The sequence below is a fragment of the Mycobacteriales bacterium genome (assembly GCA_030697205.1).
In the GTDB taxonomy this organism is placed as follows: Bacteria; Actinomycetota; Actinomycetes; order Mycobacteriales; family SCTD01; genus JAUYQP01.
Window position 1 is genome coordinate 1 of the sequence record JAUYQP010000010.1, and the last position, 25,299, is coordinate 25,299.

The 25,299-nt window shown below is 72.6% G+C and carries 26 protein-coding genes; 15 read left to right on the forward strand and 11 right to left on the reverse strand.

The window, feature by feature from the left end:
• The 3 genes from Q8R60_02000 to Q8R60_02010 all read left to right on the forward strand — a co-directional run.
• The coding region (locus Q8R60_02000) for a 2-oxo acid dehydrogenase subunit E2 (protein ID MDP3711244.1) at positions 1 to 1,148 on the forward strand (1,148 nt) is incomplete at its 5' end.
• A gap of 42 nt (positions 1,149 to 1,190) precedes the next feature.
• Complete coding sequence (locus Q8R60_02005) at positions 1,191 to 2,078, forward strand: TIGR01777 family oxidoreductase (GenBank protein ID MDP3711245.1); 888 nt, start codon at positions 1,191 to 1,193, stop codon at positions 2,076 to 2,078.
• Positions 2,079 to 2,097: 19 nt separating this feature from the next.
• Positions 2,098 to 2,844, forward strand: a complete 747-nt coding sequence (locus Q8R60_02010; GenBank protein ID MDP3711246.1) for a 2-phosphosulfolactate phosphatase — start codon at positions 2,098 to 2,100, stop codon at positions 2,842 to 2,844.
• A gap of 11 nt (positions 2,845 to 2,855) precedes the next feature.
• Here the strand turns inward: Q8R60_02010 and Q8R60_02015 are convergent, their stop codons facing one another.
• The 4 genes from Q8R60_02015 to Q8R60_02030 form a co-directional block, all read right to left on the reverse strand.
• The gene (locus tag Q8R60_02015; protein MDP3711247.1) at positions 2,856 to 3,167 is read right to left on the reverse strand and encodes a hypothetical protein; all 312 of its coding nucleotides are present in this window, start codon (positions 3,165 to 3,167) and stop codon (positions 2,856 to 2,858) included.
• A 464-nt stretch (positions 3,168 to 3,631) separates the two neighbouring features.
• Entirely contained in the window at positions 3,632 to 4,141 is a 510-nt protein-coding gene (locus Q8R60_02020) for a helix-turn-helix domain-containing protein (protein ID MDP3711248.1), read from the reverse strand.
• Between the two features lie 120 nt (positions 4,142 to 4,261).
• Positions 4,262 to 4,549 carry a hypothetical protein gene (locus Q8R60_02025; protein ID MDP3711249.1) on the reverse strand — a complete coding sequence of 96 codons (288 nt, stop codon included), beginning with the start codon at positions 4,547 to 4,549 and terminating at the stop codon, positions 4,262 to 4,264.
• A 90-nt stretch (positions 4,550 to 4,639) separates the two neighbouring features.
• Entirely contained in the window at positions 4,640 to 6,124 is a 1,485-nt protein-coding gene (locus tag Q8R60_02030; GenBank protein MDP3711250.1) for a serine/threonine-protein kinase, read from the reverse strand.
• Between the two features lie 64 nt (positions 6,125 to 6,188).
• Between Q8R60_02030 and Q8R60_02035 the strand changes: the two genes are divergently transcribed.
• Both Q8R60_02035 and Q8R60_02040 read left to right on the forward strand, forming a co-directional pair.
• Entirely contained in the window at positions 6,189 to 7,385 is a 1,197-nt protein-coding gene (locus tag Q8R60_02035) for an NAD(P)/FAD-dependent oxidoreductase (GenBank protein ID MDP3711251.1), read from the forward strand.
• The gene (locus Q8R60_02040) at positions 7,382 to 8,086 is read left to right on the forward strand and encodes a peptidase E (GenBank protein MDP3711252.1); all 705 of its coding nucleotides are present in this window, start codon (positions 7,382 to 7,384) and stop codon (positions 8,084 to 8,086) included. The genes Q8R60_02035 and Q8R60_02040 overlap by 4 nt, the downstream gene beginning before the upstream one ends.
• Here the strand turns inward: Q8R60_02040 and Q8R60_02045 are convergent.
• Positions 8,046 to 10,148, reverse strand: coding sequence for an MMPL family transporter (locus Q8R60_02045; protein MDP3711253.1), 2,103 nt, complete (start codon positions 10,146 to 10,148; stop codon positions 8,046 to 8,048). The two genes, Q8R60_02040 and Q8R60_02045, sit on opposite strands and share 41 nt — an antisense overlap.
• A 113-nt stretch (positions 10,149 to 10,261) precedes the next feature.
• Between Q8R60_02045 and lipB the strand changes: the two genes are divergently transcribed.
• From lipB to Q8R60_02065, 4 genes are read left to right on the forward strand one after another with little or no spacing between them, the layout of a single operon-like run.
• Positions 10,262 to 10,867, forward strand: a complete 606-nt coding sequence (gene lipB / locus Q8R60_02050) for a lipoyl(octanoyl) transferase LipB (protein MDP3711254.1) — start codon at positions 10,262 to 10,264, stop codon at positions 10,865 to 10,867.
• On the forward strand, positions 10,864 to 11,304 hold the full coding sequence (locus Q8R60_02055; protein MDP3711255.1) for a GNAT family N-acetyltransferase: 441 nt from the start codon (positions 10,864 to 10,866) through the stop codon (positions 11,302 to 11,304). The genes lipB and Q8R60_02055 overlap by 4 nt, the downstream gene beginning before the upstream one ends.
• Before the next feature lie 10 nt (positions 11,305 to 11,314).
• The gene (locus Q8R60_02060) at positions 11,315 to 12,040 is read left to right on the forward strand and encodes an MOSC domain-containing protein (protein ID MDP3711256.1); all 726 of its coding nucleotides are present in this window, start codon (positions 11,315 to 11,317) and stop codon (positions 12,038 to 12,040) included.
• A gap of 10 nt (positions 12,041 to 12,050) precedes the next feature.
• Positions 12,051 to 12,596 (forward strand): hypothetical protein, encoded by a 546-nt coding sequence (locus tag Q8R60_02065; GenBank protein ID MDP3711257.1) that lies wholly within the window; start codon positions 12,051 to 12,053, stop codon positions 12,594 to 12,596.
• A 7-nt stretch (positions 12,597 to 12,603) separates the two neighbouring features.
• Here the strand turns inward: Q8R60_02065 and Q8R60_02070 are convergent, their stop codons facing one another.
• Positions 12,604 to 13,539: an LLM class F420-dependent oxidoreductase gene (locus Q8R60_02070; protein ID MDP3711258.1), complete on the reverse strand. Its 936-nt coding sequence runs from the start codon at positions 13,537 to 13,539 to the stop codon at positions 12,604 to 12,606.
• A gap of 42 nt (positions 13,540 to 13,581) precedes the next feature.
• On the opposite strand from Q8R60_02070, the gene lipA reads away from it, so the two are divergent.
• On the forward strand, positions 13,582 to 14,505 hold the full coding sequence (gene lipA / locus Q8R60_02075) for a lipoyl synthase (protein MDP3711259.1): 924 nt from the start codon (positions 13,582 to 13,584) through the stop codon (positions 14,503 to 14,505).
• Here lipA and Q8R60_02080 read toward each other — a convergent pair.
• Both Q8R60_02080 and ugpC read right to left on the reverse strand, forming a co-directional pair.
• Complete coding sequence (locus Q8R60_02080; protein MDP3711260.1) at positions 14,502 to 16,058, reverse strand: glycoside hydrolase family 13 protein; 1,557 nt, start codon at positions 16,056 to 16,058, stop codon at positions 14,502 to 14,504. The genes lipA and Q8R60_02080 overlap by 4 nt on opposite strands.
• Positions 16,055 to 17,140, reverse strand: coding sequence for a sn-glycerol-3-phosphate ABC transporter ATP-binding protein UgpC (gene ugpC, locus Q8R60_02085; protein ID MDP3711261.1), 1,086 nt, complete (start codon positions 17,138 to 17,140; stop codon positions 16,055 to 16,057). Before ugpC ends, Q8R60_02080 begins: the two co-directional genes overlap by 4 nt.
• A 151-nt stretch (positions 17,141 to 17,291) precedes the next feature.
• Between ugpC and Q8R60_02090 the strand changes: the two genes are divergently transcribed.
• From Q8R60_02090 to Q8R60_02105, 4 genes are all read left to right on the forward strand, one after another.
• The gene (locus tag Q8R60_02090; protein ID MDP3711262.1) at positions 17,292 to 18,302 is read left to right on the forward strand and encodes a LacI family DNA-binding transcriptional regulator; all 1,011 of its coding nucleotides are present in this window, start codon (positions 17,292 to 17,294) and stop codon (positions 18,300 to 18,302) included.
• 153 nt (positions 18,303 to 18,455) lie between these two features.
• A complete protein-coding gene (locus Q8R60_02095; GenBank protein ID MDP3711263.1) occupies positions 18,456 to 19,805 on the forward strand; it encodes an ABC transporter substrate-binding protein in 1,350 nt (449 codons plus the stop codon).
• A gap of 89 nt (positions 19,806 to 19,894) precedes the next feature.
• The gene (locus tag Q8R60_02100) at positions 19,895 to 20,863 is read left to right on the forward strand and encodes a sugar ABC transporter permease (protein MDP3711264.1); all 969 of its coding nucleotides are present in this window, start codon (positions 19,895 to 19,897) and stop codon (positions 20,861 to 20,863) included.
• A complete protein-coding gene (locus tag Q8R60_02105; protein ID MDP3711265.1) occupies positions 20,860 to 21,783 on the forward strand; it encodes a carbohydrate ABC transporter permease in 924 nt (307 codons plus the stop codon). Before Q8R60_02100 ends, Q8R60_02105 begins: the two co-directional genes overlap by 4 nt.
• 4 nt (positions 21,784 to 21,787) lie before the next feature.
• Here Q8R60_02105 and Q8R60_02110 read toward each other — a convergent pair whose 3' ends face one another.
• Genes Q8R60_02110 through Q8R60_02120 form a run of 3 tightly spaced genes read right to left on the reverse strand, consistent with a single transcriptional unit; the run spans position 21,788 to position 24,923 of the window.
• Complete coding sequence (locus Q8R60_02110) at positions 21,788 to 22,351, reverse strand: hypothetical protein (protein MDP3711266.1); 564 nt, start codon at positions 22,349 to 22,351, stop codon at positions 21,788 to 21,790.
• A complete protein-coding gene (locus Q8R60_02115) occupies positions 22,348 to 23,673 on the reverse strand; it encodes a GH1 family beta-glucosidase (protein MDP3711267.1) in 1,326 nt (441 codons plus the stop codon). Before Q8R60_02115 ends, Q8R60_02110 begins: the two co-directional genes overlap by 4 nt.
• Entirely contained in the window at positions 23,670 to 24,923 is a 1,254-nt protein-coding gene (locus Q8R60_02120; GenBank protein MDP3711268.1) for a DUF4032 domain-containing protein, read from the reverse strand. Before Q8R60_02120 ends, Q8R60_02115 begins: the two co-directional genes overlap by 4 nt.
• A gap of 145 nt (positions 24,924 to 25,068) precedes the next feature.
• On the opposite strand from Q8R60_02120, the gene Q8R60_02125 reads away from it, so the two are divergent.
• A complete protein-coding gene (locus Q8R60_02125; protein MDP3711269.1) occupies positions 25,069 to 25,278 on the forward strand; it encodes a hypothetical protein in 210 nt (69 codons plus the stop codon).
• Positions 25,279 to 25,299 lie beyond the last annotated feature (21 nt).

The following is a 25,299-nucleotide window of genomic DNA, read 5'->3' on the forward strand; positions in this document are numbered from 1 at the left end:
CCCCCGCCCCGCCGGCCGCCGCCCCTGCCTCTGTCGCTGCCCCGGCTGCCCCCGCCGCCCCGGCCCCCGCCGGCGGCTCGGCCGAGAGCGCCTACGTCACCCCGCTCGTGCGCAAGCTCGCCGCCGAGCACGGCGTCGACCTCGCGACCGTGCAGGGCACCGGCGTCGGTGGCCGCATCCGCAAGCAGGACGTCCTCGACGCGGCGACCACGAGCGGCAGCGCCCCTGCAGCCCCCGCCGCCGCCCCGGCGGCCCCGGCCGCAGCACCCGCAGCACCCGCAGCGCCGGCCGCCCCCGCTGTCGCGGACACCGCCGCCGCTGCGGCACCGACGCTGCCCCAGCCGGCGGCCGCGCCGGCTGCGCAGCCGAGCGCGCCGGCCCCGGCGTACGCCTCCCAGCCCGTCGCCGCCGCGGCCCACACCACGGTGCGCGGCACGACCGAGGAGCTGTCGCGGCTGCGCAAGGTCATCGCTGCGCGCATGACCGAGTCGCTGCAGGTGTCGGCGCAGCTCACGACCGTCGTCGAGGCCGACGTCACCGCGATCGCGCGGCTGCGCGACCAGGCGAAGGGGGCCTTCGAGCAGCGCGAGGGCACCAAGCTGTCGTTCCTGCCGTTCTTCGCGCTCGCGACGATCGAGGCCCTCAAGGCCCACCCGGTCGTCAACTCCAGCATCGACCTCGCGGCCGGCACGGTGACCTACCACGACGGGGTGCACCTCGGCATCGCCGTCGACACCGACCGCGGCCTGCTCGTGCCGGTGCTGCAGGGCGCGGGCGACCTCAACCTGGGTGGCCTGGCACGCGGCATCGCCGACCTCGCGGAGCGCACCCGCACCAACAAGGTGACGCCCGACGAGCTCGGCGGCGGGACCTTCACGCTGACCAACACCGGGTCGCGCGGGGCGCTGTTCGACACCCCGATCATCAACCAGCCGCAGGTCGGCATCCTCGGCACCGGCGCGGTCGTCAAGCGCCCCGTCGTGGTCAAGGACCCGTCGCTCGGCGAGGTCGTCGCGGTGCGCTCGATGGTCTACCTCGCGCTCACCTACGACCACCGCATCGTCGACGGCGCCGACGCGGCCCGCTTCCTCGTCACGGTCAAGGAGCGCCTGGAGGAGGGCGACTTCGCCGCCGAGCTCGGTCTCTAACCCCCGGGTGCGGGCCAGCGGCGCCCGCGGTTGACTGGGGTCATGAAGATCGCAGTCACGGGCGCGTCCGGCCTCATCGGACGCGCCCTCGTCCCCGCCCTGCGCGCTGACGGCCACGAGGTCGTCACGCTCGTTCGCCGCGCCCCTCAGGGCGCCGGCGAGATCGGCTGGGACCCGGCCCGGCGCGAGCTCGATCCGGCCGCGCTGACCGACGTCGACGCGGTCGTGCACCTCGCCGGCGCGGGGGTTGCGGACAAGCGCTGGTCCGATGCGCGCAAGCGCGAGATCGTCGCCAGCCGGGTCGACGGCACGACCACGGTCGCGCTCGCGATGGCGGCCGCGCCGGAGCGCCCGCGGGTGCTGCTGTCGGCGAGCGCGGTCGGCTTCTACGGCGACACCGGCGACCGGCTCACCGACGAGACCGGACCGCGCGGCAAGGGCTTCCTCGCCGACACCTGCGTTCAGTGGGAGGCCGCGACGGCCCCCGCCGAGAAGGTGGCGCGGGTGGCCCACCTGCGCACCGGCATCGTGCTGTCCAAGGACGGCGGCGCGCTCGCCAAGCAGCTGCCCATCTTCAAGGCCGCCCTCGGCGCACCGCTCGGCAGCGGGCGGCAGTGGGTCCCGTGGATCACGCTCGCCGACGAGGTCGCAGCGATCCGCCACCTGCTCACCGCCGACGTCCGCGGCGCGGTCAACCTCGTGGCCCCCAACCCCGTGACCAACAAGGACTTCACCAAGGCGCTCGGCAAGGCCGTGCACCGCCCGACGCTGCCCGTCCCCGTGCCCGGCCCGGTGCTCTCGATCGGCCTGGGCGGCTTCGCCAAGGAGGGTGTCCTCGCCGGCCAGCGGCTCGCCCCCGCAGCCCTCGAGGCCAGCGGCTTCGCCTGGTCGCACCCGCGTCTCGACGAGGGCCTCGCCGCGGTCCTGTAGCGACCTCTACGGTCGGGTCGTGGCGGACTCCGACTGGCGGCAGCAGACGTACCTCGTCCGGTGCGAGTGGGGACCGGTCGGCGCGGCCCGGGTCGCGGGCGACGGCGCCGTCGTCGTGGTCGACGTCCTGTCGTTCAGCACCTCGGTCTCGGTCCTCGTGGAGCGCGGCACCGCTGTCGTCCCCGCGCCGTGGCGCGACGGTCGTGCCGCCTCGCTGGCCCGCGACCACGACGCTGACCTCGCAGTCGGCCGCCGCGAGGTCACCGATGCGTCGCCGTGGTCGCTGTCACCGGCGGCGCTCCGTCGCGCACCCGCAACGCCGCGGCTCGTCCTGCCGTCCCCCAACGGCTCGGCCATCGCCGCGGCCTCGACCGGTGTGGTCGTCGCTGCCTGCCTGCGCAACGCGACGGCTGTCGGTCGGTGGCTGCGCTCGCAGGGCTACGGCGCGGACCGGGCCGTCAGCGTGATCGCGGCCGGCGAGCGCTGGCCCGACGGCTCGTTGCGGCCCGCCCTCGAGGACCTGCTCGGTGCCGGCGCCGTGATCGCTGCGCTCTCGGCCGTGTCGCTGTCCCCCGAGGCCGCCGCGGCCGCTGCCCTGTACGACGCGATGACGCCCGCTTCGGTCGCAGACGCGGTCCGGGCCTGTGCATCCGGCCAGGAGCTCGCCGCGAGCGGGTTCGGCGAGGACGTCGACATCGCGGTGGAGATCGACCAGAGCGGCGTCGTGCCCGTCCTCCTTGACGGGATCTTCCGGCAAGCCAGGTAGCGGCACCTACCTCACACCAGTTCGCACTCCCAGTCCTCGAAAGGGGGTTCGACGACGTACGTCGGGTCGAGGCGTGCGCGCCACCACTGTGCGGCCCGTTGTCCAGCGGCATGCTCGTTGGTGACCGTCCCGTCCTCACGGACATCGAGAACGTTCGTGAAGATGGCGAAGAGGCGTTCGAGGTCAGACCCGTACCCGAGCAACGAATCGCGGTAGTCGCCCTCGAAATCCTTGAACACGTCGGCGATGCCGAGAGTGCCGTTACCAACGAAGAAGGCGAAGAAGCGAATGGCTGAGCGAACATCGGTAGTCAGTTGAGGCACGGCAGACAGTCTGGCACCGCGCCTGCCATCCTGGCCTGAGGTGCTTCCACCGACCCGCTGAGAAGGCCGGATAGCCCGGGCTGGGGACAACTCGCTTCCGCGGAAGCGACCGAGCGCGTGAAGGCCGGCTATTTGTCGGGGTCGAGTCGGGCTCGGAGCCGTTGTACCGCTGCGAGTAGGGGTTCAAGGTCGTTGGCGACGGTCCCGCTGACGATGGCATGCTCGGTGTCGAAGTATCGGTGTGCGAGTTGGTCGCGCATGGCCGAGATGTTCCGCCATGGAATGCCCGGTTCAGAGGCGAGCAGCGACGGTGAGACGGCTTTGACAGCCTCGCCGATCTCCAGCAGTCGAATGCGGACGGCGTCGAAGACCAGTCCGCCCGACAGTTCGCCGCGGGCGCCTTTGGGACCGGATCGCCGCGATGGCGGTATCGATGTCGTTGAGGCGCTGTTCGTCGTACCGCTTCACAGGCGAACCAGGTCGGCCTCGACAGCCGGGCGAACTCCAGCCTTCAGGCCAGACTCGGGGATGAGGTCCACCGGGGAGCCAAGCAGCTCTTCGAGCTCGTTCTGGACCTTGGCGATCGCGAACAGCCCCATCCCGGCAGGGAGCTGTACTAGCAAGTCGACGTCGCTATCGGGACGGTCCTCACCACGGGCGACGCTTCCGAAGACGCCCATGACATGAACTCCGTGGCGACCGGCCACCTCCAGGACTTCCGCTCGACGTCTCCGAAGACGCCGGCCGACGGGTCCGGTCAAACGTTGCACGCCTCGGCGTGGCCTCCCGATCGACAGGTCTAGCTCGAAGCCCGTTGCCGCGACGAGTGCCGCAAGAGTCGGCACCGACGGTTGGCGGCGCCCAGCCTCGTAGACGCTGATGACGCTCTGCGTCACGCCTGCCTTGTCCGCGAGCTGCGCCTGCGACAGGCCGGCTGCCGTCCGGGCCTCGCGCAGCAGGCTGGCCGCCTTCATGCTCACCATGGCTCATCATAGCGGATTGTGCATTGTCAGCGACTCTCTTCCGCCACGGGCAGGGGCTTGTTCGAGCTAGTGACGCCTCCCGTTGTCGTCGACGGGAGCTTCCCCCGGGGCTCACCTGAGTGACGGTCCGCCGCGCTCGCCGAATCGCTCGCGCGCGGCCTGCTTGCTCACCCCGAGCACGGCAGCGATCTGCGTCCACGAACGCCCGCGCTCCCGGGCGGCCGTCACGCGCTGGGCGAGCGTCAGGTCGCTGGCGGCCACCGCCAGCATCGCCTCACCGATCGCGCGAAGGTCCTCTCCGTCCGCGTCTGGCGCTGTGAGGGCGGCCGGGTCGAGGGACTCGAGCCAGGCCTCGGCATCCGCGACAGCGCGCTCGAGTTGCTCCTTGCTTCGTGCCATCTTCACCACCTGCCTGGACGGGCGCTAGGACATCAATGACAAGGTAGCCTTGTCGCATCCCGGAGGTCCACGCCCGGCGTTACCGACCGGTCACGCAGGGGCGACCGAGGCGAGCAACCAGCGACCGCTGGACTTCACGAGCACCACGTCGTACGACGCTGCCGGCCGCTCGCCGACCTGCTCGAGCACCGTGCCGCCGATCGTGCGCACCTCGTGCGGTGCAAGCACGTCGACGGTGCGGAGGGCGACACGATCCGGAGACTGCTGACGAACCTCGAGCTCGATGACGCGGTGCCGCAGCCCGGTGGCGACGCGTCCCGCGTCCGCGAGCCGACGGACCGCCGCGGTGTCGGCGGCGAGGCCCGCGGAACCGGGCGCCCACACGGAAGTCAGCCCGTCGGTGGCGGCCTGCGCGAAGGCCTCGGAGCGGGCACGGTCGAGGGAGTCGAGGACAGCCGTCCACGTGACGAGCCTGGTGGCCGTCGGCGACACCGCAACCGGCGGGACGGCGACCGGGAGGGCAGTGATCGACGGCGTACCTGCTGCACGACCCCAGGCCCACCCGGCGCCCGCGGCCAACACGACGAGGGTCAGTGCTGCACCCACGACCAGACCCCGCCGCCCAGGGACCCGGGACCTGAACCTGGACGTGCGCAGGGGGTCGGACAGCACGCGCGCGCCTCGGTCGCGCAGTGGCACCGCGACAGGACGGGTCACCGGCTCCTCGGAACGCGCCGACCACGACGCCGCAACCACCGGACGGATGAGCGGCGCGGCGTCAGGATCAACGGCCGGCACAACGGCCGGCACGGTGAGCGGCCCGCCGGCGGCCCGCAGCGGCAACGGGGTGCAGGACTGCTGCAGCGTCCGAGCGAGGGAGGTGGCGGTGGGCCGGGCAGCGGAGTCGGGGTGGACGGCGGCGGAGAGGGCGGCGAGCAGCGCCGGCGGTGCGTCGGACGCGGGAGACGCGGGAGACGCGGCGGGCCCCGACGAGGGCAAGGGCGCAGGGTCGGGGAGCGGCAGCCCGAGCAGCCGCAGCCCGAGCACGCCGAGGGCCCACACGTCGGACGCCGGGGTGACGGGGGCGCCGGCGAGGCAGCCGGGGGTGGCGTCGACGGGCCGCTGCTCCCCCGGCGCCTTGGCCGCCCCGAGGTCGGCGAGCAGCGGCATCCCGTCTGCGGTGAGCAGCACGGTGGCGGGCGACACGTCGCCGTGGACGAGGCCGGTGGCGTGCGCGGCCGCGAGGCCGAGCGCGACCGGGACGAGCACGGTGACGACCTCGCCCGGGTCGAGGGTGCCGCGACGCGAGAGCAGCCGGCCGAGCGTCCCGCCGACCGCGTGGTCGAGGACGAGCACGGTGTCGTCGAGCAGCACCCCGCGCAGCCGCACGACGTAGGGCGAGCTCACCCGCGCGAGCGCCTCGGCCTCCCGCTGCAACAGGTCGGGGTCCACACCGGGGAGCAGCCACTTGAGCGCGACGACCTCGCCGGTGACCCGGTGGACGGCCCGGTGCACCCGCGCCGCCCCGCCGGTGGCGAGCAGCTCCATCACGTCGTACCCCGGGACCTCCTGCACTCCTCGACGCTAGGCGCGCGGCCTCGACAGGCGGCCGAGTTGTCCACAGGCATAGGGTCGCCCGGTGCCTGAGGTCATCGTCGTCGGGGCCGGGCTGGCCGGCCTGGCGTGCGCGCGCCACCTCGCGCGCCACGGTGTGGAGGTCGTGGTCCGCGAGGCGGCCGACGCCGTCGGTGGTCGGGTCCGCACCGATCGCGTCGACGGGATGCTGCTCGATCGCGGCTTCCAGGTGCACAACACCGGCTACCCCGAGGCCCGGCGCGTCCTCGACCACCCGGCGCTGGACCTGCGGCCCTTCGCGGCGGGCGCGCTGGTCCGGGTCGGCGACCGGCTGCACCGGGTCGGCGACCCGCGACGCGTCCCGACCTGGGCCGCGTCGACGGCGCTCGCCCCGATCGGCAGCATCAGCGACAAGGCCCGCATCCTGCAGCTGTCGGCCCGGGCGGCGCTCGGCTCCGCCGACCGGCTGCTGGCAGCCCCGGAGACGACGACCCGCGAGGCACTGCGGCAGCGCGGCCTGTCCGACACCGTCGTCGACCGCTTCTTCCGACCGTTCCTGTCCGGGGTGCTGCTCGAGGACGAGCTCGCGACGTCGAGCCGCTTGTTCGACCTCGTCTGGCGGTCCTTCGCGCTCGGCACCCAGGCGGTGCCGGCGGCCGGCATGCAGGCGATCCCGGAGCAGCTCGCCCGCGGCCTCGACGTGCGGCTCGACAGCCCCGTCGACACCGTCGCACCCGGTCGCGTCGACGGCGAGACCGCCCGCGCGGTCGTCGTCGCCACCGGCGCGACTGTCGCCGCCCGCCTCGTCCCCGGACTCGTCGTCCCCGCGCTGCGGCGGGTCACGACGCTCTACCACCTGGCCCCCGAGCCGCCCGTCACCGAAGCCGCGGTGGTGCTCGACGGCGAGCGCAGCGGGCCCGCCGTCAACAGCGTGGTCCTCACGCAGGCGGCTCCGTCGTACGCCCCTGGTCGTCACCTCGTCTCGAGCTCGGTGCTCGCGTGGGGCGTCCCCGAGCCGGAGGTGCGGGCGCACCTGGCGCGTGTCTACGGCGTCGACACGTCGCGGTGGGAGCACGTCGCGAGCTACGACGTCGAGGACGCGCTGCCCGCGATGCCCCCGCCGATGGGGCGCTTCCGGCGCGACGTCCGCCTCGACCACGGGCTCTTCGTCTGCGGCGACCACCGCGACTCCGCGTCCATCCAGGGCGCGCTCGTCTCCGGCCGCCGCGCGGCGACCGCCGTGTTGAAGGAGCTCGCGTGAACATCCTCGCCATCGGTGGCGGCGGCTTCGTCCCGACCGAGCGCTACGGCGCCGCCCCCGGCCCGCTCGTCACGCACGCCCTCGCCCTCACCGGCAAGGAGGCACCGCGGGTCTGCGCGCTCTACACCGCGACCGGTGACGACGTCGCGCGCATCGCGCAGTGGCACTCCTGCTGGGCGGCCTACGGCCACGGCATCCGCGCCTCCCACGTCGCCGTCCTGCCGATGCCCAACGTCGACGACCTGCGCGCCCACCTGCTCGCGCAGGACGCGGTCTACGTCGGCGGTGGCTCGGTCGCGGGCCTCGCGGTCCTGTGGCGCCTGCACGGGCTCGACGCCGTGATGCGCGAGGCCTGGCAGGCCGGTGTCGTGCTGTTCGGGGTGAGCGCGGGCTCGCTGTGCTGGCACAGCGGAGGTACGACGGACAGCTTCGGCCCCGAGCTGCGGCCGTGGACCGACGGCCTCGGCCTCATCCCCGGCTCGAACTGCCCGCACTACGACAGCGAGGCGAGACGGCGACCGCTCTACCAGCAGCTCGTCCGCGACGGCGTGCTCGCGCCGGGCTACGCCGCGGACGACGGGGTCGGCCTGCACTACGTCGGGACGACCCTGCACGAGGCCGTCGCGGATCGCCCCGGGGCCTCGGCCTACCGGGTCGACGTCACGGGCGAGGAGCCGGTGCCGACTCGCCTGCTCGGCTGAGGGCGCTGGGCCACCAGGTCCGACGGTCCAGCTGCAGGGTCAGTGCGGGCACGAGCAGGCTGCGCACGACGATCGTGTCGAGCAGCACCCCGAAGGCGACCGCGAAGCCCAGCTGGGCGAGCGGCACCAGCGGCAGGACGCCGAGCACGCCGAACGTCGCGGCGAGCACGACCCCCGCGCTGGTGATGACGCCGCCGGTGACGGCCAGGCCCTTCAGCGTACCGGCCCGGGTCGACCCGGTCTCGACGGTCTCCTCGCGCACCCGCGACATGAGGAAGATGTTGTAGTCGATCCCGAGCGCGACGAGGAAGACGAACGCGAACAGCGGGAACGACGAGTCGGCGCCCGCGAAGCCGAAGACCTCGTTGAAGACGATCGCGCAGACGCCGAGGGTCGCGGCGTAGGACAGCACGACCGTGCCGATGAGCATCAGCGGTGCGACGACGGCCCGCAGCAGCAGCGCGAGCACGACGAGGATCACCAGCAGCACCAGCGGGATGATGACGCGGTTGTCGCGCTGCGAGGCCCGCTGCAGGTCGAGGTTGATGGCCGTCGACCCGCCGACGAGGACGTCACGGGAGACCTCGTCGACCTCGTCGCGCAGCCGGTCGACGACGGCCTGCGCGTCGGTGCCGTCTCCCGACACCGACAGCGTCGCGTTGAGCAGCACCAGGCCGTCGCGCTCGTTGCGCGGGGCGGCCGGGTCGGTCGGGTCGGTCGTGGCGAAGGCGCTGCCGACGACGTCGCGGTCGGCGTCGACGACCCGCTTGACCGCGTCGGCCTGGGCGACCGGCGCGACGACCGTGACCGGCCGGCCGCTGCCCGCGTCGTAGTGGCGCTCGATGACCTCCTGGCCGACGACGGACTCGTTGCGCTCGGTGAAGAAGTCGGAGCTCCCGATGCCGCTCGCCTGCAGCTGGGTGGCACCGGCGGCGAGCACGAGCAGGGCGCCCGCGCTGAGCAACGACACCCGGCGGGGGTGGGCGCCGACGTGCTCGCTGATGCGGCCCCAGACGCCGTGCTCGGTAAGGCCCAGGTGGTCGGCCTGCGGGACCCGCGGCCAGAAGGCCCGGCGCCCTATCAGCAGCAGCAGCGCGGGCAGCAGGGTGGTCATGGTGAGCGCCGCGGAGACGACACCGATCGCGGCGACCGGGCCGAGGCCGCGGTTGCTCGCGAGATCGGAGGCGAGCAGGCACAGCAGGCCGAGGCAGACGGTGGCGGCGCTCGCGACGATCGCGGGCACCGCGCCGCGCAGCGCCACCCGCATCGCGTCCCAGGGCCGGTCGAACTCGTGGAGCTCCTCGCGGTAGCGCGCGATGAGCAGCAGCGCGTAGTCGGTGCCCGCGCCGAAGACGAGCACGGTGAGGATGCCCTGGCTCTGGGCGTCGACGGTGAGCAGATCGGCCCTCGCCAGGCCGTAGATGACCGCGGCAGAGGTGGCGAAGGCAGCTCCGGCGCAGACCAGCGGCAGCAGCCACAGCACGGGGCTGCGGTAGACGAGGAGCAGGATCAGCACCACGACGCCGGCGGTCGCGAGCAGCAGCGGCCCGTCGATGCTCGAGAAGACCTCGAACTGGTCGGCCGAGAAGCCACCGATGCCGGTCACCCAGACCCCGAGGCCGTCTTTCGGGTCGGTGCCATCGCGGATCTCCCCCACGATGACCGGCAGCTTCTCGACGTCGGTGCCGTCGACGGCCGCGACGACCTGCAGCGCCTGGCCGTCCTTCGCTGGCTGTGCGGGCAGCACCGCGACGACACCCTCGACGCGGGCGATCCTCGCCGCGTCGCGCTCGACCCGCGCGCGGTCCGCGTCGGTGATCCCGCTGGTCCGCTCGTAGACGACGAGGGTCGGGAAGACGTCGGCTCCCGCGAGGGCCTTCTCGACCTCGAGCGCCAACGTCGACTCGGCGCTGTCGGGCAGGAACGCCGACTGGCTGCTCTCGACGACATCTGCCAGCTTGCCCGACAGCGGGCCCGCGACGGCGAGCACCAGCAGCCACAGGACCGCGATGGCGCCGGCGTAGGGACGGACCCGGTGGCGACGGGCAGGGGTGTCGATCATGCCGGGCACGCTAGCGACGGCGGGGTCCTCCCGCCCTTCGGCGTCCCACGTGTCGGGAGCGATGTGCGCCACGTCTCGTCAGGGGCGGTGCGTCGTACCCTCGTGGGGTGGAGATGCGTCGGCTGGGAGTGCTGCCCTACGCCGAGGCGTGGGACCTGCAGCGGTCGGTCCACGCCGAGGTGGTCGCCGGCGGTGACGACGTGGTGCTGCTGCTCGAGCACGATCCGGTCTACACCGCGGGCAAGCGCACGGAGGCGTGGGAGCGGCCGCTCGACGGCACACCGGTGGTCGACGTCGACCGCGGCGGGAAGATCACCTGGCACGGGCCGGGTCAGGTGACCGGCTACCCGATCACGCGGCTGGCGGACCCGGTCGACGTCGTCGCCTACGTGCGCGCGCTCGAGCAGGTCCTCATCGACACCTGCGCCGCGCTCGGCCTCGCGACGACCCGGGTCGAGGGTCGCTCCGGCGTGTGGACGCTGGACGGGGCGCGCAAGGTCGCGGCCATCGGCATCCGGGTGGCGCAGGGAGTCACGATGCACGGCTTCGCGCTCAACTGCGACCCGGACCTCACGGCGTACGACGCGATCGTCGCGTGCGGCATCACCGACGCGAGCGTCACGTCGCTGACCCGAGAGCTCGGGCGGTCCGTGACCGTGGCCGACGCGCTGCCGGTGCTGGAGCGGCACCTGCCGTCGCTGGTCGCCGCGCGGGTGTGACGGTCCGACCCGCGACCGGGCTCGACGAGGCGGCGATGATCGGTGCCTGGGTCGCGGCCCAGGGGGCCCGCGGGCTGCCGCCGTCGAAGGCCCGGCAGTCACGTGTGCGCGCCAAGCTCCGCGAGCCGCTCGCTCTTGGGCTCGTGAGCGGCGACCCCGTGGTGGGGATGCTGCTCGCCGAGCCGTGGCGCTCGCCCGAGGGCCGCCTCGTCGGCGGTGTGCTGCACCTGTCGATGCTCTTCGTCGCTCCGGCCTCGCAGCGGGCGGGCCACGGGACCGCGCTGGTCACGGCGCTGCTGGCCCGCTACCCGCAGGTGCGGGTGTGGTCGCGCGACGCCGTGGGCTTCTACGAGGGCCTCGGCTTCACCCGGACCGGTGCCGAGTCCGACGTCGGCGTAGAGCTCGAAAGCCCTGCGCTGCAAGCACTTCGGCCCTAGTCTGCACCTCGTGGAGCACTGCGACGCCTGCCGCTTCGACGCGTCGCTGTGGACCCGCGAGGACCTCCGGCGCACCCTCGAGATGGCGCCCCTGCTGGTCGAGGGCGTGACGGGTCGTCGTGGTCCTGCCGTGTCGTCAGACGACGTCGACCTGGTCGCCGCGGTGCACCGGCTCTGGCACGACCTGTCGACCGCCGGTCGCGATGCCTGCGCCGGGACCCCGTCGGTCTCCGGCGTCGTGGTCCAGGTGTCGCTGTCCCGCGGGGGCGTGCCGAAGCTGCCGGTCCTGCGCGCGGCCGTCACCGCCCAGGGCGTCTCCGGCGACCGGCAGGCCACCCGCAGGCACCACGGGCGGCCGTGGCAGGCGGTGTGCCTGTGGTCAGCGGAGGTCGTCGACGCCCTCGCCGCCGAGGGTCACCCGATCGGCTACGGCTCGGCCGGGGAGAACCTCACCGTCCGCGGCCTGCCCTGGGCGTCGGTGCGACCTGGTGCGCGGCTGCTCGTCGGCTCGGCGCTGGTCGAGGTGATGGCCTTTGCGATCCCGTGCCGCAAGAACGCGCAGTGGTTCGCCGACGGCCGCTTTCGCCGGATGGCACAGGAGGTCTCGCCGGGCCGGTCGCGGCTCTACGCGCGCGTGGTCGTCGACGGCGTCGTGGCCCCCGGCGACCCCGCGGTCCTCGAGCCGTTCGCCGTCCCGACGCAGGCGGTGCCCGCACGGCAGGAGTCGTTCTTCTAGGGTCTGCGCCATGCCCTACGCCCTCGAGCTCCGCCAGCGCTTCACCCCGCTGCAGAACCGCTACGACCTGGTCGGCTTCCGCGACGGCAGCGAGACGCTGCTGGGCTACGCCGAGCAGAAGCGCTTCAAGCTGAAGGAGAAGATCACCTTCTACGGCTCCGACGACAAGTCGCAGGTCGCCTTCACCCTCGGCGCGCGCAACGCCTTCGAGATCGCCGGGAAGTACGACGTGTGCGCGGCCGACGGCACCGTGCTCGCGACCATCGCCAAGGACCCGGCGAGCTCGCTGTTCCGCTCGACCTACCACATGGTCATCGGCGGGCGCGACCTGCTCGGCACGGAGCGCACGCTGTGGAAGGCGCTCTTCCGCCGGTTCGTCGACCTGCCGCTGTTCCCGATCCAGTTCGACGTCCTCGACGCCGGCCGGCCGGTGCTGACGATCGACCGCATCATGCAGATCCGCGACAGCTACCGCACCGAGGTCGCCGACGACAGCGTCGACTGGCGGGTGGCGGCGGCGATGACGGTGGCCGTCGACGCGTTCATGCAGCGCTGACGTCTCGCTACACCTGCGGCAGCACCTCCGACGCAACGAGCTCCAGCTGGTCGAGGTCGGTGAGGTCGAGGGCCTGCAGGTAGAGACGGCTGGCGCCGACCTCGCCGAAGGCACCGATCTTGTCCACGACCTCTGCGGGCGTTCCCGCGAGACCGCCGGCCCGGAGCGACTCGACGCTGCGCCCCAGGGCGTCCGCGCGGCGGCGCACCTCAGCCTCGTCACGTCCGACGCAGAGCGCCTGGCAGGCCGACAGCACCAGGGAGCGCCCGGTCTGCGCCGCCGCGGCGCGCACCCGACCGAACTGCTCCGCCGTCGCCTCGAGCGAGGCGAAGGGCAGGTTGAACTCGGTCGCGAACCGCGCCGCCAACCGGGGTGTGCGGACCGGACCGCTGCCGCCGACGACGATCGGCACCGGCGACTGCACCGGCTTGGGCAGGGCCGGTGCGTCGACCAGCGCGTAGTGCTTCCCGGCGAAGGAGTAGGGACCCGACGAGGCCCACAGCCCGGTAACGATCTCGAGCTGCTCCTCCAGCCGCTCGAAGCGCTCCCCGAGCGACGGGAAGGCGATGCCGTAGGCGGTGTGCTCCTGCTCGAACCAGCCCGTCCCGAGCCCGAGCTCGACCCGGCCGCCCGACATCGCGTCGACCTGGGCGGCGGCGATCGCGAGCATCGCGGGCAGCCGGAAGGTCGCGGCAGTCACCATCGTCCCGAGCCGAATCGTGGAGGTCTCGCGCGCAAGTCCGGCGAGCGTGACCCAGGCGTCGGTCGGGCCGGGCAGACCGGTGCCGTCGCGGGGCGTGACGAACCCCGGGAAGTCGAAGGCCACCAGGTGGTCTGAGCGGAAGAACGCGTCGAAGCCGCACGCCTCCGCGGTGCGGGCGACGGCGAGCAGCTCGTCGTACGACGCACCCTGCTGGGGCTCGGTCATCACGCGCAGGTCCATGGCCCGGGACGATAACCGCACCCGCACGCGTTAGCCTGGGGTGTGACGATCGCCCCCGACGGCCGCAGGATGCTGCGCCTCGAGGTCCGCAACGCGGCGACCCCCATCGAGAAGAAGCCGTCATGGATCCGGACCCGCGCGGTGATGGGCCCGGAGTACACCGCGCTCAAGGCGCTGGTGAAGGACGAGGGCCTGCACACCGTGTGCGAGCAGGCCCAGTGCCCCAACATCTTCGAGTGCTGGGAGGACCGCGAGGCGACCTTCCTCATCGGCGGTGACCAGTGCACCCGCCGCTGCGACTTCTGCACGATCGACACGGGCAAGCCCGCCGACTACGACACCGACGAGCCGCGCCGGGTCGCGGAGTCGGTCGCGACGATGGGCCTGCGCTACGCCACGATCACCGGTGTCGCCCGCGACGACCTCCCCGACGGCGGCGCCTGGCTCTACGCCGAGACGGTCCGTCAGGTGCACGCGGCCGTCGAGGGCATCGGCGTCGAGCTGCTCGTGCCCGACTTCGACGCCGTGCCGGAGCAGCTCGCCGAGGTCTTCGGCAGCCGACCCGAGGTGCTCGCCCACAACCTCGAGACGGTCCCGCGGATTTTCCGCCGGATCCGCCCCGGCTTCCGCTACGAGCGCTCGCTCGACGTCATCACCCAGGCCCGCGCGGCCGGCCTCGTCACGAAGTCCAACCTGATCCTCGGCATGGGCGAGACCCGCGAGGAGGTCAGCGAGGCGCTCGCCGACCTCGTCGCCGCGGGCTGCGAGCTCATCACGATCACGCAGTACCTCCGGCCCTCGAGCCGCCACCACCCCGTCGAGCGCTGGGTCGAGCCGCAGGAGTTCGACGAGATGGCCGAGGAGGCCCGCGAGCTCGGCTTCTCCGGCGTGATGAGCGGCCCCCTGGTCCGCTCGTCCTACCGCGCCGGCCGGCTCTACGCCGAGGCCGTCGCGGCCCGCGGCTAGCTGGTCCGCACCCAGGCGGTCGTCCCCTCCGGCACGACACCCTCGACCGGCCGCGACGACAGCAGCAGCTCCCCCTCGGGCAGCGGCACGTCCGGCCCGGTCGACAGCACGCAGACGAGCGCACCCCCGCCCTCGAGGTCACGGGCGAAGGCGAGCGCGCCCTCGGGCACGTCGCGCCAGCGCACCTCGCGTGACAGCGACGGCAGCAGCGCACGCCGGGTCTCGAGCGCCCTGCGGTACGCCGACAGCGTCGACGCGTCGTCGCCCTGCTGCACCGCCACGGCGCGGTCCAGCGCCTGCGGGCCGAGCGGCAGCCATGGCGTCCCGGTCGTGAAGCCGTGACCGGGAGACTCGGCGGTCCACGGCACCGGGGTGCGGCAGCCGTCGCGTCCGACGACCTGCCCGCCGGAGCGCAGCCAGATCGGGTCCTGGCGCAGCTCGGCCGGCACGTGGTCCTGCTCGAGCCCGAGCTCCTCCCCTTCGTAGAGGTAGGGCGAGCCCGGCAGTGCGAGCAGCACCATCGTCGCTGCCAGCGCCCGCGCCCGGCCCTCCGCGCCACCGCCGTAGCGGGTGGCGTGGCGCACTACGTCGTGGTTGGACAGCACCCAGGTCGGTGACGCACCGTCGACCTCGAAGGCCTCGAGCGACTGAGTCAGCAGCGCCTTCCACCGGGTGGCGTCGAAGGGCGCGGCGAGCAAGGGGAAGTTGAAGGCCTGGTGCAGGCGGTCGCGCCCGACGAAGCGGGTGACCCGCTCGACCTTCGGCAGGAACACCTCTCCGACCATCACGCGGTCGCCGGCGTAGGAGTCGGTGATCTCGCGCCAGCGGCGGTAGACCTCGACGACCTCCGGCTGGTCCCAGGCGTTGGGCATGTGGTGGAACATCACGCCGTCGGCCTCCTCGCCGGGAGGATGGTCCTCGAGCCCCTCCTGCTTGTAGAGCGCGTGGGCGACGTCGATGCGGAAGCCGTCGACGCCACGGTCGAGCCAGAAGCGCAGGATCCGCTCCCACTCCTCGTGGACGGCGGGGTTGCGCCACTCGACGTCGGGCTGGCGGCTGTCGAACAGGTGGAGGTACCACTGCCCGTCGGGCACCTGGGTCCAGGCGGGCCCGCCGAAGACCGAGTGCCAGGAGTTCGGCGGACCACCGTCGCGCCCGTCGCGGAAGACGTAGCGCTCCCGCATCGGCGACAACGGGTCCGCGAGCGCCTCGCGGAACCACGCGTGCTCGTCGCTGGAGTGGTTGGGCACCAGGTCGACGATGACGTGCAGGTCGAGCTCGTGGGCGCGGGCCAGCAGCGCGTCGGCGTCGGCCAGGGTGCCGAACAGCGGGTCGACGTCGCACTGGTCCGCCACGTCGTAGCCGTGGTCCGCCATCGGTGAGCGGTAGAACGGGGTCAGCCAGACCGCGTCGGCACCGAGCGCCGCGACGTGCGGGAGCCGGGCCGTGATGCCGGGCAGGTCACCGACCCCGTCCCCGTCGGAGTCGGCGAAGCTGCGGACGTAGACCTGGTAGACGACGGCGTCGCGCCACCACACGGAGGGGGCCGTCACACCGAGACGCGAGCGCCGGTCGCCGCGTCGAACCAGTGCAGTTGCTCCGGGTCGGGCGCGAGCCAGACCGACGCGCCCTTGGCCGGCGGTGACTTCGGGTCGACGCGCGCGACGAGCACCTGGGCGCCGTTGCTGCCCTCGACGCTGGCGTGGACGAATGCGTCGGAGCCCAGCTCCTCGACCAGCTCGACCGTCGCGGGGACGCCCTCGCCGGAGCCGACCAGGCGCAGGTCCTCCGGCCGGGTGCCGAGCACGGCCGCGGACCCGGTCAGGCCGGCCGCGGTCTCGCGCGACGGGGTGAGCACGAAGTTGCCGAGGTGCGAGGCGCCGTCGCTGCCGATCTCGACGTCGAAGAGGTTCATCGCGGGTGAGCCGATGAAGCCCGCGACGAAGACGTTGCCGGGCCGGTCGTACATCGCGCGCGGGCTGTCGACCTGCTGCAGGACGCCGTCCTTGAGGACGGCGACCCGGTCGCCCATCGTCATCGCCTCGACTTGGTCGTGAGTGACGTAGAGCGTCGTGACACCGAGCCGGCGCTGCAGCGAGGCGATCTGCGTGCGGGTCGCCACGCGCAGCTTGGCGTCGAGGTTGGACAGCGGCTCGTCCATGCAGAAGACCTGCGGGTTGCGCACGATGGCGCGGCCCATCGCGACGCGCTGGCGCTGGCCGCCCGACAGCGCCTTGGGCTTGCGCTCGAGGTAGTCGCTGAGGTCGAGGACCTTCGCAGCCTCCTCGACCCGCGTGCGGATCTCGGTCTTCGGCACGCCCGCGATCTTGAGCGCGAAGCCCATGTTGTCGGCGACGGTCAGGTGCGGGTAGAGCGCGTAGGTCTGGAAGACCATCGCGATGTCGCGGTCGCTCGGGTCGACGTTGCTCACGTCGCGGTCGCCGATGCGGATCGCCCCGCCGTCGACGGGCTCCAGGCCTGCGAGCATCCGCAGCGACGTCGACTTGCCGCAGCCCGAGGGCCCGACGAGGACGAGGAACTCGCCGTCACCCACCTCCAGGTCCAGGGCGTCGACGGCGGGGCGCTGCGCCCCGTCGTACATCCTCGTCGCCTTCTCGAAGGTGACCGTGGCCATCGTGTGCCTTCCCTCCACCGGCAGGAACGTGCCGGACGATCCGAGTGGGAGTGGTGCAAGTCGACGCGCCGGGTTGCCCCGACGTTGTCGTGACGCGCATCCTGCGGCACACTCGCCGCAACTGCAAGCGCTTGCAGCAAGGAGGAGCCCGGTGATCGCCCGGATCGAGGACGTGGCACGCGAGGCCGGGGTCTCCACCGCGACCGTGTCGAGGGCGCTGCGCGGGCTGCCCAACGTCTCGGAGGTGACCCGGGTCCGGGTCGTCAGGGTGGCGACCGACCTGGGCTACGTCGTGAGCCGCACGGCGTCGACCCTGGCCAGCGGGCGCACCCTCACGGTCGCGGTGCTCAGCCCCTTCATGGAGCGCTGGTTCTTCTCCCAGCTCATCGCGGCGGTCGAGTCCGAGCTGCGCACCCGCGGCTACGACGCACTGCTGATCGGGCTCGCTCAGCCCGGTGCGCCCGGCCGCGATGCCTTCAAGCCCGAGACCCTGCGCGGCCGGGTCGACGCCGTCGTGGTCCTCACCGCCCCGCTGACCGGTGGCGAGCTCGACGGGGTCCGGCGGCTCGGTCTGCCGACCGTGTTCATCGGGGCCTCGCTCGGTGGGGCGATGTCGGTGCGGGTCGACGACGTGGCTATCGCACGGACGGCGACGGAGCACCTGCTCCACCTCGGGCACACGCGGATCGCCTACGTGGGAGGCGATCCGCACGAGCCGATCAACTACACGACGCCAGCCGACCGGCGGGCGGGGTGGATGGCAGCGATGCGAGCGGCCGGGGTCGAGCCGGTCGCGGCGTACGAGGTGCCGGGGCTCTTCACGCCCGCAGGAGGCCTGGCCGCAGGACGCGCGCTGCTCGCACTGGCCGAGCCGCCGACGGCGGTCTTCGCGGCCTCCGACGAGATGGCCTTCGGTGTGCTGGCCGCCGCACGCGAGGCAGGGGTGCGCGTGCCGGCGCAGCTGTCAGTGGTCGGCGTCGACGACCACGAGCTCGCGACGCTGGTCGACCTGACGACGGTCGCGCAGCCGGTGGCACGCCAGGGGACGCTGGCCGCACAGCTCGCCCTCGACGCCATCAGCGGGCTCTCACGGACACAGGAGCACGTCGTGGTCCCCGTCCACCTCGAGGTGCGCGGAACCACCGGGCCATGTCCGGCTTGAGGATGCTTTTCGCAGAGACTTGAGCCTGCGGACGGCTTTGTTACGGGATCGTGACCGGTGATCACGGTCACACCTGTTGCGACCTCGTAACGCAAGCGCTTGCATGATGCTCTGCTGGGCTGCGATCACGCCGCCCCCTTCGGAGGGATCCGCATGACCTCACTCACCCGCGGCCGCCGCCGGGCGTCTGCTGCCGGAGCGCTCGCGCTCGCCGTCGGCCTCGCAGGCTGCGGCTCCAGCGACCCCGACCCCGTGGCCACGACCGGGGGTGACTGCGCCGCCTACTCGTCCTACGGCGACCTCAAGGGCAAGACCGTCACCGTCTTCACCGGGATCGTCACCCCGGAGGACGCGCTGCTGGAGAAGACCTGGAAGCCCTTCGAGGACTGCACCGGGGCCGACATCAAGGGCACCTTCGACAAGTCCTTCGAGACCCAGATCCTGGTGCAGGCCCGCGCCGGCAACGCGCCCGACATCGCGATCGTCCCGCAGCCGGGCCTGCTCAAGCAGCTCGTCGCGACCGGCAAGGCCAAGCCCGCGCCGGCAGCGACGACGGCCAACGTCGACAAGTTCTTCTCGCCGGACTGGAAGTCCTACGGCACCGTCGACGGCACCTTCTACGCCGCGCCGCAGAACGCCAACATGAAGTCCCTGGTCTGGTACTCCCCCGCCGAGTTCAAGGAGAAGGGCCTCACCGCCCCGACCACGCTCGCCGAGCTGCAGACCCTCACCGACACGCTGGCAGACGGCGGCCGCAAGCCGTGGTGCGCCGGCATCGCCAGCGGCGAGGCGACCGGTTGGGTGATCACCGACTGGATGGAGGACATGATGCTCCGGCTGTCGGGGCCGGAGACCTACGACAAGTGGGTCAACCACGAGATCGCCTTCAACGGTCCCGAGTCCACCGCCGCCCTCGACGCGGTCGGGGCGATCCTCAAGCAGGACAAGTACGTCAACGGCGGCCTGGGCAACGTGAAGTCGATCGCGACGACGACCTTCCAGGACGCCGGCCTGCCGATCCTCGACGGCGCGTGCTCGCTGCACCGCCAGGCGAGCTTCTACGCCGCCAACTGGCCGAAGGGCACCACCGTCGCCCCCGACGGTGACGTCTTCGCCTTCTTCCTGCCCGGCAAGACCGCCGAGGACAAGCCGGTCCTCGGCGGCGGCGAGTTCCTGCTCGCCTTCGCCGACCGTCCGGAGGTCCAGGCCTTCCAGACCTTCGTCGCGAGCGACACCTGGGCGACGCTGGCCGCGCAGGGCGGTGGTGGTCGTGCCGTCTCCGCCAACCGCGGCGTCGACATCAGCAAGTGCGACTGCAGCCCGATCGACACCCTCGCCTTCGAGACGCTGACCGACGAGAACGCCACGTTCCGCTTCGACGGCTCCGACGCGATGCCGGCAGCCATCGGCTCCAACGCCTTCTGGAAGCAGGCGACGAGCTGGATCACGGGTCAGAGCACGAAGGACACCGTCGACAAGATCGAGGCGGCCTGGCCGAAGTAGACCCGACGTCGGGCGGGCTGGTGCGCACAGCACCAGCCCGTCCGCGCTCGTTCCTCGCACCGACCCCGACCAGGCACCCGAGGTGAGACGTGAGTCCCAGTCAGAAGTTCCTCGAGATGGCCGGCGCGCTCTCGGTCTTCCTCGCCGTGATGGGCGTGATCCTGCTCGTCGCGTCCCGCTTCGGGGGCCGCAAGGGCGATCGCGTGGTCGCCGGTGCGTTCCTGCTCCCCACCGTGCTGCTGGTGCTCGTCGGCCTGGTCTACCCCGGCCTGCAGACGATCTACTTCTCCTTCTTCGACGCCGCTGGCAGCGCCTTCGTCGGCATCGACAACTACACGACCATCTTCACGACGCCCGACCAGGTCACGGTGCTGCGCAACACCTTCCTGTGGGTCGTCGTGACGCCGTTCGTGGCCACCGCGGTGGGGCTGCTCTACGCGATCCTCATCGACAAGGCCCGCGTCGAGGCCTTCGCGAAGGCGCTGATCTTCCTGCCCATGGCGATCTCCTTCGTCGGCGCGTCCATCATCTGGAAGCTGGTCTACGAGTTCCGCCCGGACCAGCCCGGCATCAAGCAGATCGGCCTGCTCAACCAGCTGCTCGTCACCGCCGGGCTGCCACCGCAGCAGTGGCTGATCAACGAGCCGTGGAACACCCTTCTGCTCATCATCGTGATGATCTGGATCCAGGCCGGCTTCGCGATGACGGTGCTGTCGGCGGCCATCAAGGCCATCCCCGAGGACATCGTCGAGGCCGCTCGCCTCGACGGGGTCCGGGCCTGGGGGATGTTCCGGTTCGTCACCGTGCCGAGCATCCGGCCCGCCCTCATCGTGGTGCTCACCACCATCGGCATCGCGACGCTGAAGGTCTTCGACATCGTCCGCACCATGACGGGCGGGCAGTTCGACACCAGCGTCGTGGCCAACGAGTTCTACAGCCAGAGCTTCCGCAGCGACGAGCAGGGCCTCGGGGCCGCGCTCGCGGTGCTGCTGTTCGCCCTCGTCCTGCCGATCGTCGCCTACAACATCCGCCAGCTGCGCGCCTCGGAGGCACGATGACGACCGGCCAGACCGGCACTGCCGTGCCCGTCACGACCACGCCCCCGATGAAGCCCCTCGAGAGCGCCTCGGCCAAGGCCAAGCGCCGGCTCACCTCGAAGTGGGCCTCGCTCGCCGCCGTCGTCATCGCGGTGCTGTGGACGCTGCCGACCTTCGGCCTCGCCGTCACTTCGATCCGACCCGAGCGACAGATCAAGACCAGCGGCTGGTGGACCTTCTTCAAGGACCCGCAGTACACCCTCGACAACTACCGCGAGGTGCTGAGCTCGACCGGCAGCGCCGGCCTCGGCAGCTACTTCGTCAACTCGTTCGTCATCGTCATCCCGTCGGTGGTCATCCCGATCTGCCTGGCCGCGCTGGCCGCCTACACCTTCGCCTGGATCGACTTCCGCGGCCGCAACCTGCTGTTCGTCGCGGTCTTCGCGCTGCAGATCGTGCCGATCCAGGTGACCCTCATCCCGCTGCTCAAGCTCTACGTCGACACCGGCCTCGCGGGTGAGTTCGCCACGGTCTGGATCTCGCACTCGATCTTCGCGCTGCCGCTCGCGATCTTCCTGCTGCACAACTTCATGCGCGAGATCCCCAAGGAGCTCATCGAGGCGGCCCGCATGGACGGCGCCGGCCACGTCGGCATCTTCTTCCGGGTCCTGCTCCCGCTGCTCACCCCGGCGCTCGCCGCGATCGGCATCTTCCAGTTCCTCTGGGTCTGGAACGACCTGCTCGTCGCGCTGACCTTCGCCAGCACCTCCGACACGCAGCCGATCACGGTCGCGCTGGCCAATTTGGTCGGCACCCAGGGCACCCAGAACCACCTGCTGTCGGCGGGCGCGTTCGTCGCGATCGTCGTACCCGTCGCGGTCTTCCTGTCCCTGCAGCGGTTCTTCGTCCGCGGCCTGCTCGCCGGCGGCCTCAAGGGCTGACGCGTCAGGCACCCAGCAGGTCGCGCACACGGCGCTCCTGCTCACCGGCCAGTGCCGCGACCAGCGACGCCAGCGCCCGGGAGCGCAGGGCCGCCACGGACGCGTCCGGCTCGAAGAGCACCGAGACGTCGGTGGCGACCGCCCGCCAGCGGTCGCGCTCGGCCGCCAGCAGCGCGGCGTAGGCGTCGCGGGCCCGGCGCTCCCGGCCGTGCCAGGCGAGCGCACCGACCCCCGCGCAGTCGGCACGGGCGGCGTCCACCTGCGGGGCGGCCTCCCCCGCGACCCCGGCCACCAGGGCCTCCAGCGAGGCGCGCACCGCCGCGGGCGTCGAGGCCCCGGTGAGCTGCGGCGAGGCGTACTGCACGGTCCCCGCGGCGCGCGCAGCTTCGTGAGCCTGCACCGCCTCGCCGGCCTCGACACACGCCAGCAGGGCCCGCTGCTCACCGTCGGCCGCGACCCTGTCGACGCCGGTGCCGAGCACCGCCGTGGCAGCCAGCGCCACGAGCAGCGCCTGCGGGACTCGGCGGGCAGCCAGGCCGTCGACAGGACCCTCGACGACGTCGGTCATGCCCGCCCGGCAAGGCGGTCGGCGATCAGCGCGGCGTAGAAGGCATACGACGCCTTCGGCACCCGACGCAGCGTGCCCGCCTCCACCGCGACGAGCCCGAAGCGCTGCGTGTAGCCCTGCGCCCACTCGAAGTTGTCGAGCAGCGACCAGGCGAAGTAGTCACGCACCGGCACACCGGCGGCGACGGCCTCGTCCAGGGCCGCGAGGTGGGTGCGCAGGTAGTCGACGCGGTCGAGGTCGGGCTCGCCGGGCGGGTCGGGGAAGGCGCCGCCGTTCTCGGTGACCCGCAGCGGCACGCCGGGGGCACGCGCCGCGACCCACCGCAGCGTGTCGACGAGCCCGGTCGCGTCGACCTCCCAGCCCATCGTCGTGAGCGGCGGTCGCGGCGCGAAGGAGAAGTCCGGAGCCCCGGGGAAGGCGTCGACGTCCTGCCCGACCCCTCCGGCCGCCGGCGCGGGCGGACCGATGCGGAACGGCGTGTAGTAGTTGACGCCGATCCAGTCGGCGGAGCCGCGCACCAGCGCGAGGTCGTCCTCGCGGCCGGCCAGCGCGGGCAGGGCGCTCGGGTAGGTCCCGTCGACGAGGGCGTCGACCCAGAGCCTGTTCTGCAAGGCGTCGACGACGTCTGCCGCGACCGGGTCGCCGTCGGGCTCGCAGCGCACCGTCGTGAGGTTGAGGACGATGCCGACTTCCGCGCTGGAGTGGGCAGCGCGCACGGCGTCGGCGGCGAGGGCGTGACCGAGCAGCAGGTGGTGCGCGGCGTCGAAGGCCCGAGCAGGCTCGCGGACCCCGGGCGCGAAGACCCCGGCCGCGTGGCCGAGGAAGGCCGTGCACCACGGCTCGTTCATCGTCGCCCAGGACGGGACCCGGTCGGCGAGCCGGTCGGCGACCACCATCGCGTAGTCGGCGAAGCGGTGCGCGGTGTCGCGCGCGGGCCAGCCGCCGGCCTGCTCGAGCGCCAGCGGCAGGTCCCAGTGGAACAGCGTCGGGAAGGGCCGGATCCCGCGCTCCAGCAGCCGGTCGACGAGCCCGTCGTAGAAGTCGAGCCCTGCGGAGTTGACCGGCCCCTGCCCGCTGGGCTGCACCCGCGGCCAGGCGATCGAGAAGCGGTACGCCGAGACCCCCAGGTCGCTCAGCAGCCGCAGGTCGTCGTCGACCCGGTGGTAGCTGTCGCAGGCGACCCGGCCGTCGGAGGCGTCCAGCACCGCACCCGGACGGGTGCAGAACTCGTCCCAGGTGGACGGCCCGCGGCCGTCCTCGTCGTACGCCCCCTCGATCTGGAAGGCACTGGTCGCGACGCCGTAGCCGTAGGCGCTGGTCATGGGCCCTCCACGGGCGTGAGCAGGGCGCGCTCGTCGGGCTTGTGGCGCAGGACGGTGTCGACGTAGCTGCGGGTGGCGGGCAGCAGGCCGATGTCGTGCCCGGCCGCCTCGGAGAGGAACCACCGGTGCTCGAGGACCTCGTGGAAGACCTCGGCGGCCTCGAGCTTGCCGCGCAGCTCGCGGGGCACGGCGCGCACGACGGGCTGGAAGCTCGCGGTCAGCCAGTCGTGGGCGACGATCTCCTCCGGCTCGGTCTCCTGGCCGGTGGCCGCGCGGTAGGAGTCGAGGTCGTTGAGCAGCCGGCGGGCCTGGTTCTCCTCGACGTCGAGGCCGGTGAGGCGCAGCAGCCGGCGCGCGTGGTGGCCGGCGTCGACGACCTTGGGCTGCACCTGGACGCTGTCGCCGGACTCGTCGCGCAGGACCTCGAGCTCGGCGACGTCGAACCCGAGTTCGTTGAGCTTGCGGATGCGGGCGTCGACCTTGAAGCGCTCCCCCACCCCGATCGTCTGGCGGCCGGTGAGCGCCGACCAGAGCGCTTCGTAGCGGGCGGCGATGGTGTCGCCGGTCTCGACGGGGTCCGTGGCCGGGTCGAGCAGCTCGCCGGCCTGCAGGTCCATGAGCTCACCGATGGTGTTGGTGCGGGCCAGCTGCAGGTCGTAGCTGCGCTGACCCTCGGAGAGGACCTCGTGGTGCTCGGTCGTCTCGGCGTCGACGAGGTAGGCCGAGAACGAGCCGGCGTCGCGGCGGAACAGCGTGTTGGACAGCGAGCAGTCGCCCCAGTAGAAGCCGCCGAGGTGCAGCCGGACGAGCAGCACGGCGAGGGCGTCGAGCAGACGGACCGCGGTCTCCGGGCGCAGCGTCTGCGACAGCAGCGCGCGGTAGGGCAGCGAGAACTCCAGGTGGCGGGTGACGAGCGCGGTCTCGAGCGGCTCGCCGTCGGGAGCGGTGCGGCCGTCGACGATGCCGACGGGATGGACGGCCGGCACACCGGCGCGGTCGAGCGCACGGAGGACGGCGTACTCCCGCTCGGCCGACCAGTGGCCGATCTCCTTCACCGCGAAGACGGTGTCGTCGACCCGCACGAAGCGCACGACGTGGCGCGAGATGCCTCGAGGGAGGCCGACCAGCCGCTCGGCCGGCCACTGCTCGAGCGGCACCGACCACGGCAGGTCGAGCAGACCCGGGTGGGTCGGCTCACCGCGCACCTGCAGGACCACCGCCCCACCGTCCCACGCTGTGACCAGCGGCATGAGGGTGAGCCCGCAGGAGCAGGTGCGACACTGCCGAAACAACGAGGGATGGACCGAGTCGATCCGCGAGGTTCACCGACGTGTCACACGCCCGTCACACGCCTCCGCCATCCTCATCCGTGACGCCGTTCCCCTGGAGGTCACCATGCTGCTCATGTCGCCCGTGTCGTTCCTCTCGACTGTGCAGGAGCTCCTGCTGCAGACCCTTCCCCACGGCGGCCAGCGGGGAGCCCGGCGCAACGCGTGGGCGTCGATGAGCGCCGACGCGTCGATGGCCCGTGCCCGGCGCGAGGCCGCGAGCGCGCTCGACGCCGCGACCACCCGCGACCAGGAGCGGGTCCGCACGGCCCGCTGACCCGCCGGGGGCTAGCGTGCC